Below are 16,073 nucleotides of genomic sequence, written 5' to 3'. Positions count from 1 at the left end.
TCTCCGCGCCTCCGCGGCGCCGGCGGGTCCGCCGCGCAAAAGCGTTCGCCACTCATTTCGCCGAGGTGAGATCCTGGATCGCGTATGTCTACGCATCCTGCCCCCGTTCTCGGCGATCTCGCCGCCCGCCTGACCGAGCTGTCCCTGCGCGACGCGCACCGACTCGGGCGCAGGCTCGAAGGCGCGCGCAAGATCCGCAAGCCCGAGGCCCGGTCCGCCGTGCTCGCCGAGATCGACACGGAGGTCACCCGGGCCGAGTCCCGCATGGCCGAGCGGCGCCGCCGCGTCCCGGCCGTCACCTATCCCGAACAGCTCCCGGTCAGCCAGAAGAAGGACGCGATCGCGGAGGCCATCCGCGACCACCAGGTCGTGATCGTCGCGGGCGAGACCGGCTCCGGCAAGACCACACAGATCCCCAAGATCTGCCTGGAGCTCGGCCGGGGCGTCCGGGGCATGATCGGGCACACCCAGCCCCGCCGGATCGCCGCCCGCACCGTCGCCGAGCGGGTCGCCGACGAGCTCGACACGCCCCTCGGCGAGGCCGTCGGCTGGAAGGTCCGCTTCACCGACCAGGTGAACCCGGAGGGCACCTTCGTCAAGCTCATGACGGACGGCATCCTGCTCGCCGAGATCCAGACGGACCGCGAGCTGCGCGCGTACGACACGATCATCATCGACGAGGCCCACGAGCGGTCGCTGAACATCGACTTCCTGCTCGGCTACCTGGCCCAGCTGCTGCCCAAGCGCCCTGACCTCAAGGTCGTCATCACCTCGGCCACCATCGACCCGGAGCGCTTCTCCCGGCACTTCGGCGACGCCCCGATCGTCGAGGTCAGCGGTCGTACGTATCCCGTGGAGGTCCGCTACCGGCCCCTCCTGGAGGAGGACTCGGACGACGCCGACCGCGACCAGATCACCGCGATCACGGACGCCGTCGAGGAGCTGATGGCGGAGGGCAAGGGCGACATCCTCGTCTTCCTCTCCGGCGAGCGCGAGATCCGGGACACCGCCGACGCGCTCACCAAGAAGAACTACCGGTTCACCGAGGTGCTGCCCCTCTACGCGCGGCTCTCGCACGCCGAGCAGCACCGCGTCTTCCAGCAGCACACCGGGCGCAGGATCGTTCTGGCGACCAACGTCGCCGAGACCTCCCTGACCGTCCCTGGCATCAAGTACGTCATCGACCCGGGCACCGCGCGCATCTCCCGCTACAGCCACCGCACGAAGGTGCAGCGGCTGCCCATCGAGCCCGTCTCGCAGGCCAGCGCCAACCAGCGCAAGGGCCGCTGCGGCCGTACCAGCGACGGCATCTGCATCCGGCTCTACAGCGAGGACGACTTCCTCTCCCGGCCGGAGTTCACGGACGCGGAGATCCTGCGGACGAACCTCGCCTCCGTCATCCTGCAGATGACCGCGGCCGGCCTCGGCGACATCGAGAAGTTCCCCTTCATCGACCCGCCGGACCACCGCAACATCCGCGACGGCGTGCAGCTCCTCCAGGAGCTCGGCGCCCTCGACCCGGCCCAGAAGGACCCGCGCAAGCGGCTCACGGACACCGGCCGCAAGCTCGCGCAGCTGCCCGTGGACCCCCGGCTCGCCCGGATGGTCCTGGAGGCCGACAAGAACGGCTGCGTGCGCGAGGTCATGGTGATCGCCGCCGCGCTCTCCATCCAGGACCCGCGCGAGCGCCCCGCGGAGAAGCAGGCCCAGGCCGACCAGAGCCACGCCCGCTTCCGGGACGAGACGAGCGACTTCCTCGCCTTCCTCAACCTGTGGCGGTACGTGCGCGAGCAGCAGAAGGAGCGGGGCTCGTCCTCGTTCCGCCGCATGTGCAAGCAGGAGTACCTGAACTTCCTGCGCATCCGCGAGTGGCAGGACATCTACAGCCAGCTGCGCACGGTCGCCAAGCAGATGGGCATCCAGCTCAACGAGGACGACGCGCCCGAGCAGAGCGTCCACGTCTCGCTGCTCGCCGGCCTGCTCTCCCACGTCGGCATGAAGGACGTGAAGGAGACCGGCGGCGAGAGCGGCCGCGCCACCGGCAAGAACGAGTATCTGGGCGCCCGCAACGCGAAGTTCGCGATCTTCCCCGGATCGGCGCTCTTCAAGAAGCCCCCGCGGTTCGTGATGTCCGCCGAGCTGGTCGAGACGTCCCGGCTCTGGGCGCGCGTGAACGCGCGGATCGAGCCGGAGTGGGTCGAGCCGCTGGCCGGGCACCTCCTCAAGCGCACGTACAGCGAGCCGCACTGGGAGAAGGACCAGGCCGCGGTGATGGCGTACGAGAAGGTCACGCTGTACGGCGTCCCGATCGTGGCCCAGCGCAAGGTGAACTACGGGCGGATCGACCCCGAGGCCTCCCGCGAGCTGTTCATCCGCAACGCCCTGGTGGAGGGCGACTGGCGCACGCACCACAAGTTCTTCGCCGACAACCGCAGGCTGCTCACCGAGGTCGAGGAGCTTGAGCACCGTGCCCGGCGCCGGGACATCCTGGTCGACGACGAGACTCTCTTCGACTTCTACGACCAGCGGGTGCCCGAACACGTCGTGTCGGGCGCGCACTTCGACTCCTGGTGGAAGCACAAGCGCCACGAGGAGCCGGAGTTCCTCGACTTCGAGCGCTCGATGCTCATCAACGTGCGGGCCGGCGACGTCAGCAAGGACGACTACCCCGACTCGTGGCGGCAGGGCCCGCTGAAGTTCCGAGTGACCTACCAGTTCGAGCCGGGTGCCGACGCGGACGGCGTGACCGTCCACATCCCGCTCCAGGTGCTCAACCAGGTGACGGACGAGGGCTTCGACTGGCAGATCCCGGGGCTGCGCGAGGAGGTCGTGACCGAGCTGATCCGGTCGCTGCCGAAGCCCATCCGCCGCAACTACGTCCCGGCCCCGAACTTCGCCCAGAAGTTCCTGGAGCGGGCGGTGCCCCTCCAGGAACCGCTGACGACGACGATGGCCCGCGAGCTCAAGCGGATGGTCGGCGTCCCGCTGACGGCCGACGACTTCGACTGGTCCCGGATCCCCGAGCACCTCAAGATCACCTTCCGGATCGTCGACGAGCGGCGCCGCAAGCTCGCCGAGGACAAGGACCTCCAGGCGCTCCAGCTCCAGCTGAAGCCCCGGGCGCGCAAGGCGATCTCGCAGGCCGCCGCGGCCACCGCCGAGCGCGAGGGCGGCCAGTCGCTGGAGCGCACGGGGCTCACCGACTGGACGATCGGCTCGCTCACCCGCGTCTTCGAGACGCGCCGGGCGGGCCAGCCGGTGAAGGCCTACCCCGCGCTCGTCGACGACGGGGACACCGTCTCCGTACGCCTCTTCGACACCGAGGCCGAGCAGCAGGAGGCGATGTGGAAGGGCACCCGGCGCCTCATCCTGCGCAACATCCCGGTGAACCCCGGAAAGTTCGCCTCGGACCGGCTGACGAACGCGCAGAAGCTCGCCCTGTCCGCCAATCCGCACGGCACCGTCCAGGCGCTCTTCGACGACTGCGCGATGGCCGCGGCGGACAAGCTGATCGGCGACTTCGGCGGACCGGCGTGGGACGAGGAGTCGTACCGGAAGCTGTACGACCGGGTGCGTGCCGAGATCGTGGACACCACGGTCCGCACGGTCGGCCAGGTCCAGCAGGTCCTCGCCGCCTGGCAGGCCTGTGAGCGCCGCCTGAAGGCCACCAGGAGCGTCGCGCTGCTCGCGAACCTCGCGGACGTACGTGCGCAGCTGGACGCCCTCGTGAAGCCCGGTTTCGTGACGGAGACGGGTCTGCGCCGCCTCCCGGACCTGATGCGGTACCTGGTGGCCGCCGACCGGCGTCTCCAGCAGATGCCGACGAACGTCCAGCGGGACACCAGCCGCATGGAGAAGGTCCACGAGATGCGGGACGAGTACGCCTGGCTGCTGGAGCAGCTGCCCCAGGGCCGGCCGGTGCCGCAGCAGGTCCTGGACATCCGCTGGATGCTGGAGGAGCTGCGGGTCAGCTATTTCGCCCACGCGCTGGGCACCGCGTACCCGGTCTCCGACAAGCGGATCGTGAAGGCGATCGACGCGGCGGCCCCGTGATCGGGTCCGCACGCTGAGTGAGTTCGACCACCGGGCTCCTGCTCCTGTACAGTCCTTCTCGCAGCACAGCGAAGGAAAGTGCCGCGAAACCTGGTCCTGTGGAGCAGTTTGGAGTGCTCGCCACCCTGTCAAGGTGGAGGCCGCGGGTTCAAATCCCGTCAGGACCGCAGAAAATCGAGAGCCCGGGTCTTCGGACCCGGGCTCTCGTGCGTGTGCCCGTCCCCCGGTCGGGGCCCTTTCGGCAACCCCGGCGGCACGACGGCGTCTTGACGGCGCCCCGTTCCGCCGGTACCCAGAAACCAGGGCCCTCGACCTCTCGGAGGTGGCGTATGGCAGCGACCGCCAGGCACGAGACGCGAGCCCTGCTGCGGGCCCATCTGGCGGCCGCCACGCAGTACCGCCACCTGACGCGGCACTGCCCCATCTGCCACCAACTCCTGCGGCTGGCCATGGAACCCGCCGCACGGGACGAGGAGAGCCCGGAGACGGCCGCCGAGGACGAGAGCCCCTCCCCGGCCTGACGCAGGCCGGTCCTCATCGGGACAACTCCCCTCTAGCGCACACCTCACAGGGGCAACAAGGACCCCGACGTGTGACGGGTGTCACCGCATAAGTTTTCAGAAGGGCGGTACTTACGCCCCACCTACAACAGGTCAATTTTATATGTGCAATTGCACGGGCCCCGTGGATGCCCCACAGGAGATCCGACACCCCTCCCCAGACTCCGACAAGCTCGCTCACAGTCGGGCCGTCCGGCGCACATCCCGGTCAGAAGCGGGGCACATCCAGAGCCCATCCCGGGAGCAACAGGGCATAAAAAAGATCGCGCTGGACCCGGCGGAGTCCAGCGCGATCTACGACACACCCTTGGCGCCTGCTTGTTCAGCTGGGGCGTGGGCTCCGTTGGGGCGGAACCCGCGTCGCTTGGAGCTGTTGGCCCGGACCTGCGGCGGGTTTGGGGGACCAGCCGAAATGCCCGGTTATGCGGTTGTTCAGGCTTCGCTGCGCTGCTGGGGGATGCCCGCGAGCAATGCGCGGACCTCCGCCTCGCGGTAGCGACGATGCCCGCCGAGCGTGCGGATCGACGTGAGCTTGCCGGCCTTCGCCCACCGCGTGACCGTCTTGGGGTCGACGCGGAACATGGTGGCGACCTCAGCCGGGGTCAGCAGCGGCTCGGCATCAGGGGTGCGAGCGGTCATGAGCGGCCTCCTCGGGAGAACCGAACCTTCTCGGTTCTTTCCTCTAAATTCTGCACCTTGACCCGCGTTGCCCGAAATGGCGGACGCGAGTCGAGTCGGTTATAGGACGAACGGCTTGTCCTCGGCACTACAACTACACCATCTGTCCAGCCGCGTCGGCCAAACCGATGGAATTGCCCTCCCAGGTGTTCATCAGCGACGGAAGCCGATGGACCATGCCATAGCGGACAGTCACACCCCTGTGACGATCAGTCACAGGGGCGATCAGGAGTCACCAGACCCCCCATAGCGTGCAATGCTGAGATTCCACCCAAAGTCGGACGGACGGAGTCCTCCCCGGACTCCTTGTCCTATTTTGGCATGAGGAGGGGCAAGCGGCGCAAGGGCCGAGTAAGTGCGGTCCGTCACCCTTGCGACAAACGCCCGGATCGGGACCTACGTCCGTGCCGAAGGATCCACGGCCCCGGACGGGAGCCGCGGGACGGCCGTGAAGACCGGCACGCGGCAGGTCAGTCCACCACGGCGGCCGTCTCCTGTCAGCCCCTCAGTTCGCCGAGCGCCGGTCCCGGACCGCGCGCCAGCGCTCCACGAGCCGGCCGTACGCCTCGCCCGCCATGGTGCCGTCCCCGGCCCGCAGCGCCTCGATGCCCTCGGCGACGTCGGCGGCCGAGTGGTCGCCCTCCAGCTCCCGGGCCGGCAGGACGTGCACCAGGCCGCCGTAGTCCAGCTCGACGAGCGAGCGGGGGTGGAACTCCTCCAGCCACCGGCCGACGTCCAGCAGGCCGTCGATCAGCGGCCCCTCCTCGATGGTGTCCTTGAGGGTGCGCAGGGCCCGCGCCACCCGCCGCCGCGCCTGCACCATCGGCGTCCGGTAGCGGAGCAGCGGCGCGTCCTGCCCCGACTCCCCCGGACCCTTGTCGTACTCGCGCTCCTCGTCGGAGACCAGCACGAACCAGTTCAGCGGCACCTGCCAGGTCGAGGTGCGGATCCACGGGCGGGCGTCGGGGTTGCGGGCCAGCCAGCGCTCGTAGTCCTGGGTGGCCTGGTGGCGTACGAGCGGCGGCAGCAGGGCGTCCAGGACCGGTGCCGGGAACTCCTCCGCGAGCTCGCCAAGGGCCAGCCAGCCGCGCAGCCGGGTGCGCCACGGGCAGACGCACAGCACCCCGTCGACCTCGGTGACGAAGGCGTCCCCGCTCTCGTGCACCGGCACCGGGACGGGCGGGACGGGCAGCAAGTCCGCCAGGGAACGACGCAGTTCGTCCTGGTACGACGGACGGTCGGGGCGCCGGGCGTAACGGTCCCAGTGACCGCGCTCCGGCTCCGGGAAGGCGGCCAGCGGTTCGTACACCCGCAGATAGGACGCGTACGGGACGATCACCGAGGACACCTTGGGCACCCCTGCTCCCTCCCCAACCGACCAGCCGTGAAACCCGGGCACGCCGGGCGCTCGACCCGCGCGCGAGCGACCGGGAAAACACTCAAATCGTCCCACGGCCGTGACCGAACGTACTCCGGGAGAGGGTGATCCTGAACACTGCCCGGATGGCGGCCGGGCGCAGGCTCTAATCTCAAGCCATCGGGAGCCCGCCACCCGCACGGGCACCGCCTCCAACCGCCGCTTCGTAGCTGGGAGTCACCACCGTGACCGACGTAACCAACGGCGTCCTGCACACCCTGTTCCAGTCGGATCAGGGGGGCCACGAGCAGGTCGTGCTCTGCCAGGACCGGGCCAGTGGCCTGAAGGCCGTCATCGCCATCCACTCCACCGCGCTGGGCCCCGCCCTGGGCGGTACGCGCTTCTACCCCTACGCGAGCGAGGAGGAGGCCGTCGCCGACGCCCTGAACCTCTCGCGCGGGATGTCGTACAAGAGCGCCATGGCCGGCCTCGACCACGGCGGCGGCAAGGCCGTCATCATCGGCGACCCCGAGCAGATCAAGACGGAGGAGCTCCTCCTCGCGTACGGGCGCTTCGTGGCCTCCCTCGGCGGCCGGTACGTCACCGCGTGCGACGTGGGCACCTACGTGGCCGACATGGACGTCGTGGCGCGCGAGTCCCGCTGGACGACCGGGCGCTCCCCGGAGAACGGCGGCGCGGGCGACTCCTCCGTGCTGACGGCGTTCGGCGTCTTCCAGGGCATGCGGGCCAGCGCCCAGCACCTGTGGGGCGACCCGACGCTGCGCGGCCGGACCGTGGGCGTCGCGGGCGTCGGCAAGGTCGGCCACTACCTGGTGGAGCACCTGCTCTCCGACGGCGCCGAGGTCGTGATCACGGACGTGCGCGAGGACGCGGTGCGCCGGATCGTCGAGCGGCACCCGTCGGTGCGGGCGGTGGCGGACACCGAGGCGCTGATCCGGGTCGAGGGACTCGACGTCTACGCCCCGTGCGCGCTGGGCGGGGCGCTGAACGACGACTCCGTGCCGGCGCTCACCGCGAAGGTGGTCTGCGGCGCCGCCAACAACCAGCTGGCGCACCCGGGCGTGGAGAAGGACCTCGCGGACCGCGGGATCCTCTACGCCCCGGACTACGTGGTGAACGCGGGCGGGGTCATCCAGGTCGCCGACGAGCTCCACGGCTTCGACTTCGACCGGTGCAAGGCGAAGGCGACGAAGATCTTCGACACCACGCTCGGAATATTCGCACGTGCGAAGACGGACGGGATTCCGCCGGCCGCGGCGGCCGACCGGATCGCCGAGCAGCGCATCGCGGAGGCACGCTCCCGCTGACCGCGGGCCGGCCCCTCGGGCGCCTGACACACCCTTGTCAGGGACCCGCCGACGCGTACTTCGAGAGAACTCTCACGTCCGTCGGCGGGTCGTGCGCCGAGAAGAGGTTAAAATCGCCGTTGACCAGCGGGGAAAGGGCACCTCGCGGGTTCTGGGCGAAGGCGCGTCCTGCGGGCGACGTACCGTATGGCCGCGGGCTCAGGTACCGTGGAAGCCCTACGGACCGGTCTCTCCACGGAGAGTCCGTTCCAGATCATGAACGCGTGTCAAGACTCTGGGGCCGTCGAGCCCCGTCACCGAGGGGGTCGAGCCATGGGGCGCGGCCGGGCCAAGGCCAAGCAGACGAAGGTCGCCCGCCAGCTGAAGTACAACAGCGGCGGGACTGACCTGTCGCGTCTGGCCAACGAGCTGGGCGCTTCGACTTCGAGCCAGCCGCCTAACGGCGAGCCGTTCGAGGACGATGACGAGGAAGACGACCCGTACGCCCAGTACGCGGATCTCTACAACGACGACGACGAGGACGAGGACGATCAGTCCGGTCCCCAGTCGCATCGTCGTGGCGCGTAGCGCTTGCAGCGGGCTCAGCAGGTTCCACGGCATCCGTAGGAACTCGTAGCACTTCACCCGGTCCGGGGCCTCAGCGCCGGACCGGGTTCAGTGCTGTCCCGGCCTGTCTCAGCTCGCGTAGTCACCCACGAGCGCCGCGCCCGTGGTGTGCTCGCCGCGCTCGGTGATCTCGCCCGCGATCCAGGCGTCCACGCCCCGGTCGGCGAGGGTGGCGAGCGCCGCGTCCGCCGACTCCTCCGGGACCACGGCGATCATTCCGACGCCCATGTTCAGCGTCTTCTCCAGCTCCAGCCGCTCCACCTGACCGGTCCGGCCGACCAGGTCGAAGACCGGGGCCGGGGTCCAGGTCTCACGGTCCACGATCGCGTGCAGCCCGTCCGGGACCACCCGGGCCAGGTTGGCCGCCAGGCCGCCGCCCGTGACGTGGGAGAAGGCGTGCACGTCGGTCGTGCGGGTGAGCGCCAGGCAGTCCAGCGAGTAGATCTTGGTGGCCTCCAGGAGTTCCTCGCCGAGCGTCCGGCCGAACTCCTCGATCCGCTGGTCCAGGCTGAGGTTGCCCCGGTCGAAGAGCACGTGCCGCACCAGCGAGTACCCGTTCGAGTGAAGGCCGGAGGACGCCATGGCGATCACCGCGTCACCCTTACGGATGCGATCCGCGCCGAGGAGCCGGTCGGCCTCGACCACGCCCGTGCCCGCGCCGGCGACGTCGAAGTCGTCCGGGCCGAGGAGACCCGGGTGCTCGGCCGTCTCGCCGCCCACCAGGGCGCAGCCGGCGAGGACACAGCCCTCGGCGATGCCCTTCACGATGGCGGCGACCCGCTCCGGGTGGACCTTGCCGACGCAGATGTAGTCGGTCATGAAGAGCGGCTCGGCCCCGCACACCACGATGTCGTCCATGACCATCGCGACCAGGTCGTGGCCGATGGTGTCGTACACGCCGAGCTGCCGGGCGAGGTCGACCTTCGTGCCGACGCCGTCGGTGGCGGAGGCGAGCAGCGGGCGCTCGAAGCGCTTGAGGGCGGAGGCGTCGAAGAGGCCGGCGAACCCGCCGAGGCCGCCGAGGACCTCGGGGCGCTGCGTCTTCTTCACCCACTCCTTCATCAGCTCGACGGCGCGGTCGCCCGCTTCGATGTCGACGCCCGCGGCTGCGTAGCTGGCACCTGTGGTCTCAGACATGGCTGTGAGAACTTTCGTGTCGTACAGCTGTAGTGCTGCGGAGTCTTACGGGCGACGGATCGCGTCGGCCGCGGCCGTCGCGGCGGGACCCGCCGCGAGCTCGGTCTCCAGAAGCTGCTTGCCCAGCAGTTCCGGGTCGGGGAGCTCCATCGGGTACTCGCCGTCGAAGCAGGCGCGGCAGAGGTTCGGCTTGGCGATGGTGGTCGCCTCGATCATGCCGTCGAGGGAGATGTACGAGAGGGAGTCGGCGCCCAGGGACGTGCCGATCTCGTCGATCGACATGCCGTTGGCGATCAGCTCGGCCCGGGTCGCGAAGTCGATACCGAAGAAGCAGGGCCACTTCACGGGCGGCGAGGAGATCCGGATGTGGACCTCGGCGGCGCCGGCCTCGCGGAGCATGCGGACCAGGGCGCGCTGGGTGTTGCCGCGCACGATCGAGTCGTCGACGACGACCAGGCGCTTGCCCTTGATGACTTCCTTGAGCGGGTTCAGCTTCAGACGGATGCCGAGCTGGCGGATCGTCTGCGAGGGCTGGATGAAGGTCCGGCCGACGTACGCGTTCTTCACGAGACCCGCACCGAAGGGGATGCCGGATGCCTCGGCGTAACCGATCGCGGCGGGCGTCCCGGATTCCGGAGTCGCTATGACCAGATCGGCGTCGACGGGAGCTTCCTTGGCCAGCTTGCGGCCCATCTCGACACGCGAGAGGTACACGTTCCGGCCGGCGATGTCCGTGTCCGGGCGGGCCAGGTAGACGTACTCGAAGACGCAGCCCTTGGGCTTTGCCTCCGCGAACCGCGACGTCCGCAGGCCGTTCTCGTCGATGGCGACGAACTCGCCCGGCTCGATCTCGCGCACATAGGCGGCGCCGCAGATGTCCAGGGCGGCGGACTCGGAGGCCACCACCCAGCCGCGCTCCAGCCGGCCGAGGACCAGCGGGCGGATGCCCTGCGGGTCGCGGGCCGCGTACAGGGTGTGCTCGTCCATGAAGACGAGGCTGAAGGCGCCCTTGACCTGCGGAAGGATCTTGGCGGAGGCCTCCTCGATGGTCAGCGGCTTGCCGTCGTCGTCCACCTGGGCGGCGAGGAGCGCTGTGAGGAGGTCGGTGTCGTTGGTGGCCGCGACCCGGGTGGTCCGGCCGTCCTGCTTGGGGAGGTCGGCGACCATCTCGGCGAGCTGCGCCGTGTTGACCAGGTTGCCGTTGTGGCCGAGCGCGATCGAGCCGTGCGCGGTGGCACGGAACGTCGGCTGGGCGTTCTCCCACACGGAGGCACCGGTGGTCGAGTAGCGGGCGTGACCGACCGCGATATGACCCTGGAGCGAACCGAGAGAGGTCTCGTCGAAGACCTGGGACACGAGGCCCATGTCCTTGAAGACGAGGATCTGGGAGCCGTTGCTGACCGCGATCCCCGCGGATTCCTGACCTCGATGCTGGAGGGCGTAGAGCCCGAAGTAAGTGAGCTTGGCGACCTCTTCGCCCGGAGCCCAGACACCGAAGACGCCGCAAGCGTCCTGGGGGCCTTTCTCACCGGGGAGCAGATCATGATTGAGTCGACCGTCACCACGTGGCACGCCTCCGAGTGTAGGCGAGATCGAGTACTGGTCCGAATTGGGTACGGCGGGTCACCGGGCGTCACACGACGGCCACGACCACCGAGCTCGTATCGTTTGCGCAGGTCAGAGCGGGTGCGTGGAGGCCGGAGCGGTCCCGTGCCGGCCCGGCGGGGGGCGTGCGGGGGCTCCGTCCGGCGTCCGTGAGTGAGCCGTCGCACATCAATCTGGTGCGGACGGGGGCTCCGAGGGTGATATGTCCGTCGCGGACGGCGACACCCGGCCGCTCACTTCATCAGCGGCAGCAGCCCCGACAGGTCCGCGCGCTCCCCGCTCGCGCTGACCTTGGCCTCGTCCAGTGCCGTACGCCAGGCGATCCGGCCCGTCGCGAGCCTGATCCACGTCAGCGGGTCGGTCTCCACGACGTTCGGCGGGGTGCCGCGGGTGTGCCGGGGGCCCTCGACGCACTGCACCACGGCGAACGGCGGGATCCGCACCTCCGTGGAGGCCCCCGGCGCCTTCAGGGCGAGGGCGTCGGCGAGCAGCCGGGTGCAGGCGGCGAGGGCCTGCCGGTCGCGGGGGATGTCGAGGCCGGGCACGGCGCGGTTCAGGTCGTCGGTGTGCACGACGAGTTCGACGGTACGGGTGACCAGGAAGTCGGCGAGGGTCATGGCACCGGCGCGGAGGTCGACGATCCGGGTCCCGGGGGCGGCGGCCAGGCGCTCGGCGAGGCGCTCCTCGGTACGGGCGAACAGCGCGTCGAGGTCCGGGGTGCCGGCGGCGAGCCGGCGGACACCGTCGGCGATGGCCTCCGCGAAGCCGGCGCTCCCGAACAGCAGGTCCACGAGGGAGAGTTCCGCCTTGCGCGGTTCGTCCCGGTCCAGGGCGCGGCTGACGGCCTCCACGGTCATCGTGACGTGGACGGCCAGCTCCCGCACGGTCCAGTCGCCCAGGCCCGAGGGCAGCGCCAACTGCTCGTCGTCGAGGGCCCGTACGGCCTCGCGCACGTTCCCGAACTGGGCGGAGACGGCGGCGCGGATCTTGGCGGGGTCGTAGCTGCGGGTGCGTTTCCTGGCCGGTGGCATGATCCTCAGCCTAGATCCTGGGCGCCGGGGGCGACCGGGGTTCTCCCGCCGCCGGCGTCGGGTCCCGCTCCGCACCCAACGGCGAAGGCCCCGCCCGGAGAACAGCCCGGACGGGACCTTCACACACGTACCGCCGCTCGGTCACCGCCCGGGGCGGCACCCTGTGCGGCAGAGGACGCCTACGCCAGCAGCGCGGGGATCGTCCCCTCGTGCGCCGTGCGCAGCTCGTCCAGGGAGAGCGCGAACTCGCCCTGGACCTCGACCGTGTCGCCGTCGACGACACCGATGCGGGTGACGGGCAGACCCCGCGCGCCGCACATGTCGTTGAAGCGCAGCTCCTCCGAGCGCGGGACGGCGACGACCGCGCGGCCCGCCGACTCCGAGAACAGGAGGGTGAACGCGTCCAGGCCGTCGGGCACGATCAGCCGCGCGCCCTTGCCGCCGAGCAGCGCCGACTCGACCACGGCCTGGATCAGACCGCCGTCGGACAGGTCGTGCGCGGAGTCGATCATGCCGTCACGGGACGCCGAGATGAGGATCTCGGCGAGCAGCCGCTCCCGCTCCAGGTCGACCCGCGGCGGGAGACCGCCCAGGTGGTCGTGGACGACCTGCGACCAGGCCGAACCGCCGAACTCCTCGTGGGTGTCGCCGAGCAGGTAGAGGAGCTGGCCCTCTTCCTGGAAGGCGACCGGCGTACGGCGGGCGACGTCGTCGATGACACCGAGCACGGCCACGACCGGCGTCGGGTGGATGGCGGCCTCGCCGGTCTGGTTGTAGAGCGAGACGTTGCCGCCGGTCACCGGGGTGCCGAGCTGCTGGCAGCCGTCGGCGAGTCCGCGGATGGCCTCGGCGAACTGCCACATGACGGCCGGGTCCTCGGGCGAACCGAAGTTCAGGCAGTCGGAGACTGCGAGCGGCTTGGCGCCGGTCGTCGCCACGTTGCGGTACGCCTCGGCCAGCGCGAGCTGCGCGCCGGTGTACGGGTCGAGCTTGGCGAAGCGGCCGTTGCCGTCGGTGGCGATGGCGACGCCGAGCCCGGTCTCCTCGTCGATGCGGATCATGCCCGAGTCCTCGGGCTGCGCCAGCACCGTGTTTCCCTGCACGAAGTGGTCGTACTGGGAGGTGATCCAGGACTTGGACGCCTGGTTCGGGGAGGAGACGAGCGCGAGGACCTGCTCCCTGAGCTCGTCGGAGCCGGCGGGCCGGGGCAGCTTGTTCGCGTCGTCGGCCTGGAGGGCGTCCTGCCACTCGGGACGGGCGTACGGGCGCTCGTAGACCGGGCCGTCGTGCGCGACCGTGCGCGGGTCGACGTCGACGATCTTGCCGCCGTGCCAGTAGATCTCCAGGCGGTCGCCGTCGGTGACCTCACCGATGACGGTCGCGATGACGTCCCACTTGTCGCAGATCTCCAGGAACCGGGCGACCTTCTCCGGCTCGACGACCGCGCACATGCGCTCCTGCGACTCGCTCATGAGGATCTCCTCGGGCGAGAGCGTGGAGTCGCGCAGCGGTACGTCGTCCAGGGTGACCCGCATGCCGCCCGAGCCGTTCGAGGCCAGCTCGGAGGTGGCGCAGGACAGGCCGGCCGCGCCGAGGTCCTGGATGCCGACGACCAGCTTCTCGGCGAAGGCCTCCAGGGTGCACTCGATGAGGAGCTTCTCCTGGAAGGGGTCGCCGACCTGGACGGCGGGGCGCTTCGAGGGCTTGGCGTCGTCGAAGGTCTCCGAGGCCAGGATCGAGGCGCCGCCGATGCCGTCGCCGCCGGTGCGGGCCCCGTAGAGGATGACCTTGTTGCCGGCGCCGGACGCCTTCGCGAGGTGGATGTCCTCGTGCTTCATCACGCCGATGGCACCGGCGTTGACCAGCGGGTTGCCCTGGTAGCAGGCGTCGAAGACGACCTCGCCGCCGATGTTCGGCAGGCCCAGGCAGTTGCCGTAGCCGCCGATGCCGGCGACGACGCCGGGCAGCACGCGCTTGGTGTCGGGGTGGTCGGCCGCGCCGAAGCGCAGCGGATCCACGACCGCGACCGGGCGGGCGCCCATCGCGATGATGTCGCGCACGATGCCGCCGACACCCGTGGCCGCGCCCTGGTAGGGCTCGACGTACGAGGGGTGGTTGTGCGACTCGACCTTGAAGGTGACCGCGTAGCCCTGGCCGACGTCGACGACACCGGCGTTCTCGCCGATGCCGACGAGCAGCGCGTCGGACTGCGGGGCCTTCTCGCCGAACTGGCGCAGGTGGACCTTGGAGGACTTGTACGAGCAGTGCTCGGACCACATGACCGAGTACATGGCGAGCTCGGCGCCGGTGGGCCGGCGGCCGAGGATCTCCACGACCCGCTCGTACTCGTCCCTCTTCAGGCCGAGTTCGGCCCAGGGCAGCTCGACGTCAGGGGTAGCGGCCGCGTTCTCGACCGTGTCCAGAGGCGTGCGGCTCATGCGTTGACCAGCTTCTTGAGGATCGAGGTGAAGAAGGGGAGGCCGTCGGTGCGGCCGCTGCCGATGAGCCGCTCGACGGCGTGCTCGGGGTGCGGCATGAGGCCGACCACGTTCCCGGCCTCGTTGGTGATCCCGGCGATGTCCCGCAGCGAACCGTTGGGGTTGAAGCCGACGTAGCGGAACGCGACCCGGCCCTCGGCCTCCAGCTGGTCGAGCGTGCGCTCGTCGGCGACGTAGCGCCCGTCCATGTTCTTCAGCGGGATGTGGATCTCCTGGCCCGACTCGTAGTCGGTGGTCCAGGCGGTGTCCGCGTTCTCCACCCGCAGCTTCTGGTCACGGCAGATGAAGTGCAGGTGGTCGTTGCCGAGCATCGCGCCGGGCAGCAGGTGGGCCTCGGTGAGGATCTGGAAGCCGTTGCAGATGCCGAGGACCGGCAATCCCGACTTCGCCTGCTCGATCAGCGGCTCCATCACGGGCGAGAAGCGGGCGATGGCGCCGGCACGCAGATAGTCGCCGTAGGAGAAACCCCCGCACAGCACCACGGCGTCGACCTGCTTGAGGTCCTTGTCCTTGTGCCAGAGAGCGACGGGTTCGGCACCGGCGAGCCGGATCGCGCGCTGCGTGTCCCGGTCGTCGAGGCTGCCCGGAAAGGTGACGACTCCAATACGAGCGGTCACTTCTCTTCCTCCACCTTCACGGTGAAGTCCTCGATCACGGTGTTGGCGAGGAAGGATTCCGCCAGTTCGTGGATGCGGGCGAGAGCGGCGTCGTCCACCGGTCCGTCCACTTCGAGTTCGAATCGCTTTCCCTGACGTACGTCGGAGACACCGTCGAAACCGAGGCGCGGCAGTGCACGCTGCACCGCCTGGCCCTGGGGGTCGAGGATCTCCGGCTTGAGCATGACGTCGACTACGACGCGTGCCACTGGCACTCCCGGTGTGTGGTGCTGAGCAGGTCCCTTCAGACTACCCGTACAAAATTTCTACTCGCGTAGATTCGTAGAATCCTACGTGACCCCGATCACGATCCGGCATCGGCGCGAGGGCGCCCACGGAAAATCCTGGGAAAAACCGCAGAAGACCGGTGGCACCCCATTGCCTCTGGACACGCGGGGGGATTTAGTCGGGCTTCACAATGCAATGCCGGGCACTGTACAAAGGAAAAGGCATTAGCCGATACTTTGCCCAATAACAGCCGGACAGTCGACATCTCTCCGCCCACTTCACGACGTCAGAGCACGTCATGGCGCGTGATCGCGGAGGAGTCGCACGAAGGGACCG

General features: G+C 69.7%; 12 protein-coding genes and 1 tRNA gene. 5 read left to right on the top strand and 8 right to left on the bottom strand.

The window, feature by feature from the left end:
- Positions 1-84: 84 nt before the first annotated feature.
- From hrpA to ACFYQQ_RS19010, 3 genes are all read left to right on the top strand, one after another.
- Positions 85-4,053, top strand: coding sequence for an ATP-dependent RNA helicase HrpA (gene hrpA, locus ACFYQQ_RS19020; RefSeq protein WP_388904858.1), 3,969 nt, complete (start codon positions 85-87; stop codon positions 4,051-4,053).
- Between the two features lie 92 nt (positions 4,054-4,145).
- Positions 4,146-4,220: transfer RNA gene (locus tag ACFYQQ_RS19015), tRNA-Asp, on the top strand.
- A gap of 162 nt (positions 4,221-4,382) precedes the next feature.
- Positions 4,383-4,574: a DUF6274 family protein gene (locus tag ACFYQQ_RS19010; RefSeq protein WP_355793926.1), complete on the top strand. Its 192-nt coding sequence runs from the start codon at positions 4,383-4,385 to the stop codon at positions 4,572-4,574.
- A gap of 471 nt (positions 4,575-5,045) precedes the next feature.
- Here the strand turns inward: ACFYQQ_RS19010 and bldC are convergent, their stop codons facing one another.
- Entirely contained in the window at positions 5,046-5,252 is a 207-nt protein-coding gene (gene bldC / locus ACFYQQ_RS19005; protein WP_003949541.1) for a developmental transcriptional regulator BldC, read from the bottom strand.
- 544 nt (positions 5,253-5,796) lie between these two features.
- Positions 5,797-6,648, bottom strand: a complete 852-nt coding sequence (locus tag ACFYQQ_RS19000; protein WP_355793925.1) for a hypothetical protein — start codon at positions 6,646-6,648, stop codon at positions 5,797-5,799.
- Positions 6,649-6,893: 245 nt separating this feature from the next.
- Here ACFYQQ_RS19000 and ACFYQQ_RS18995 point away from each other — a divergent pair, with 245 nt between their 5' ends.
- Both ACFYQQ_RS18995 and ACFYQQ_RS18990 read left to right on the top strand, forming a co-directional pair.
- Positions 6,894-7,976, top strand: a complete 1,083-nt coding sequence (locus ACFYQQ_RS18995; RefSeq protein ID WP_388904857.1) for a Leu/Phe/Val dehydrogenase — start codon at positions 6,894-6,896, stop codon at positions 7,974-7,976.
- A gap of 312 nt (positions 7,977-8,288) precedes the next feature.
- Complete coding sequence (locus ACFYQQ_RS18990) at positions 8,289-8,543, top strand: DUF3073 domain-containing protein (RefSeq protein ID WP_355791219.1); 255 nt, start codon at positions 8,289-8,291, stop codon at positions 8,541-8,543.
- A gap of 108 nt (positions 8,544-8,651) precedes the next feature.
- Here the strand turns inward: ACFYQQ_RS18990 and purM are convergent, their stop codons facing one another.
- From purM to purS, 6 genes are all read right to left on the bottom strand, one after another.
- Entirely contained in the window at positions 8,652-9,719 is a 1,068-nt protein-coding gene (gene purM / locus ACFYQQ_RS18985; protein WP_355791217.1) for a phosphoribosylformylglycinamidine cyclo-ligase, read from the bottom strand.
- Positions 9,720-9,764: 45 nt separating this feature from the next.
- Positions 9,765-11,291, bottom strand: coding sequence for an amidophosphoribosyltransferase (purF, locus tag ACFYQQ_RS18980; protein ID WP_356163576.1), 1,527 nt, complete (start codon positions 11,289-11,291; stop codon positions 9,765-9,767).
- A gap of 266 nt (positions 11,292-11,557) precedes the next feature.
- Entirely contained in the window at positions 11,558-12,355 is a 798-nt protein-coding gene (locus ACFYQQ_RS18975) for a sterol carrier family protein (protein WP_355795449.1), read from the bottom strand.
- Between the two features lie 179 nt (positions 12,356-12,534).
- Positions 12,535-14,793, bottom strand: a complete 2,259-nt coding sequence (gene purL / locus ACFYQQ_RS18970; RefSeq protein ID WP_355793163.1) for a phosphoribosylformylglycinamidine synthase subunit PurL — start codon at positions 14,791-14,793, stop codon at positions 12,535-12,537.
- Positions 14,790-15,470 carry a phosphoribosylformylglycinamidine synthase subunit PurQ gene (gene purQ / locus ACFYQQ_RS18965; protein WP_355793161.1) on the bottom strand — a complete coding sequence of 227 codons (681 nt, stop codon included), beginning with the start codon at positions 15,468-15,470 and terminating at the stop codon, positions 14,790-14,792. The genes purL and purQ overlap by 4 nt, the downstream gene beginning before the upstream one ends.
- Positions 15,467-15,718, bottom strand: a complete 252-nt coding sequence (gene purS / locus ACFYQQ_RS18960; RefSeq protein ID WP_121404865.1) for a phosphoribosylformylglycinamidine synthase subunit PurS — start codon at positions 15,716-15,718, stop codon at positions 15,467-15,469. Before purS ends, purQ begins: the two co-directional genes overlap by 4 nt.
- Between the last annotated feature and the right edge of the window lie 355 nt (positions 15,719-16,073).

Source organism: Streptomyces sp. NPDC005496, from assembly GCF_042872045.1.
GTDB lineage: Bacteria > Actinomycetota > Actinomycetes > Streptomycetales > Streptomycetaceae > Streptomyces.
Note: the sequence above shows the minus strand (reverse complement) of the source record. Positions and strands in the feature narration are given on the sequence as shown.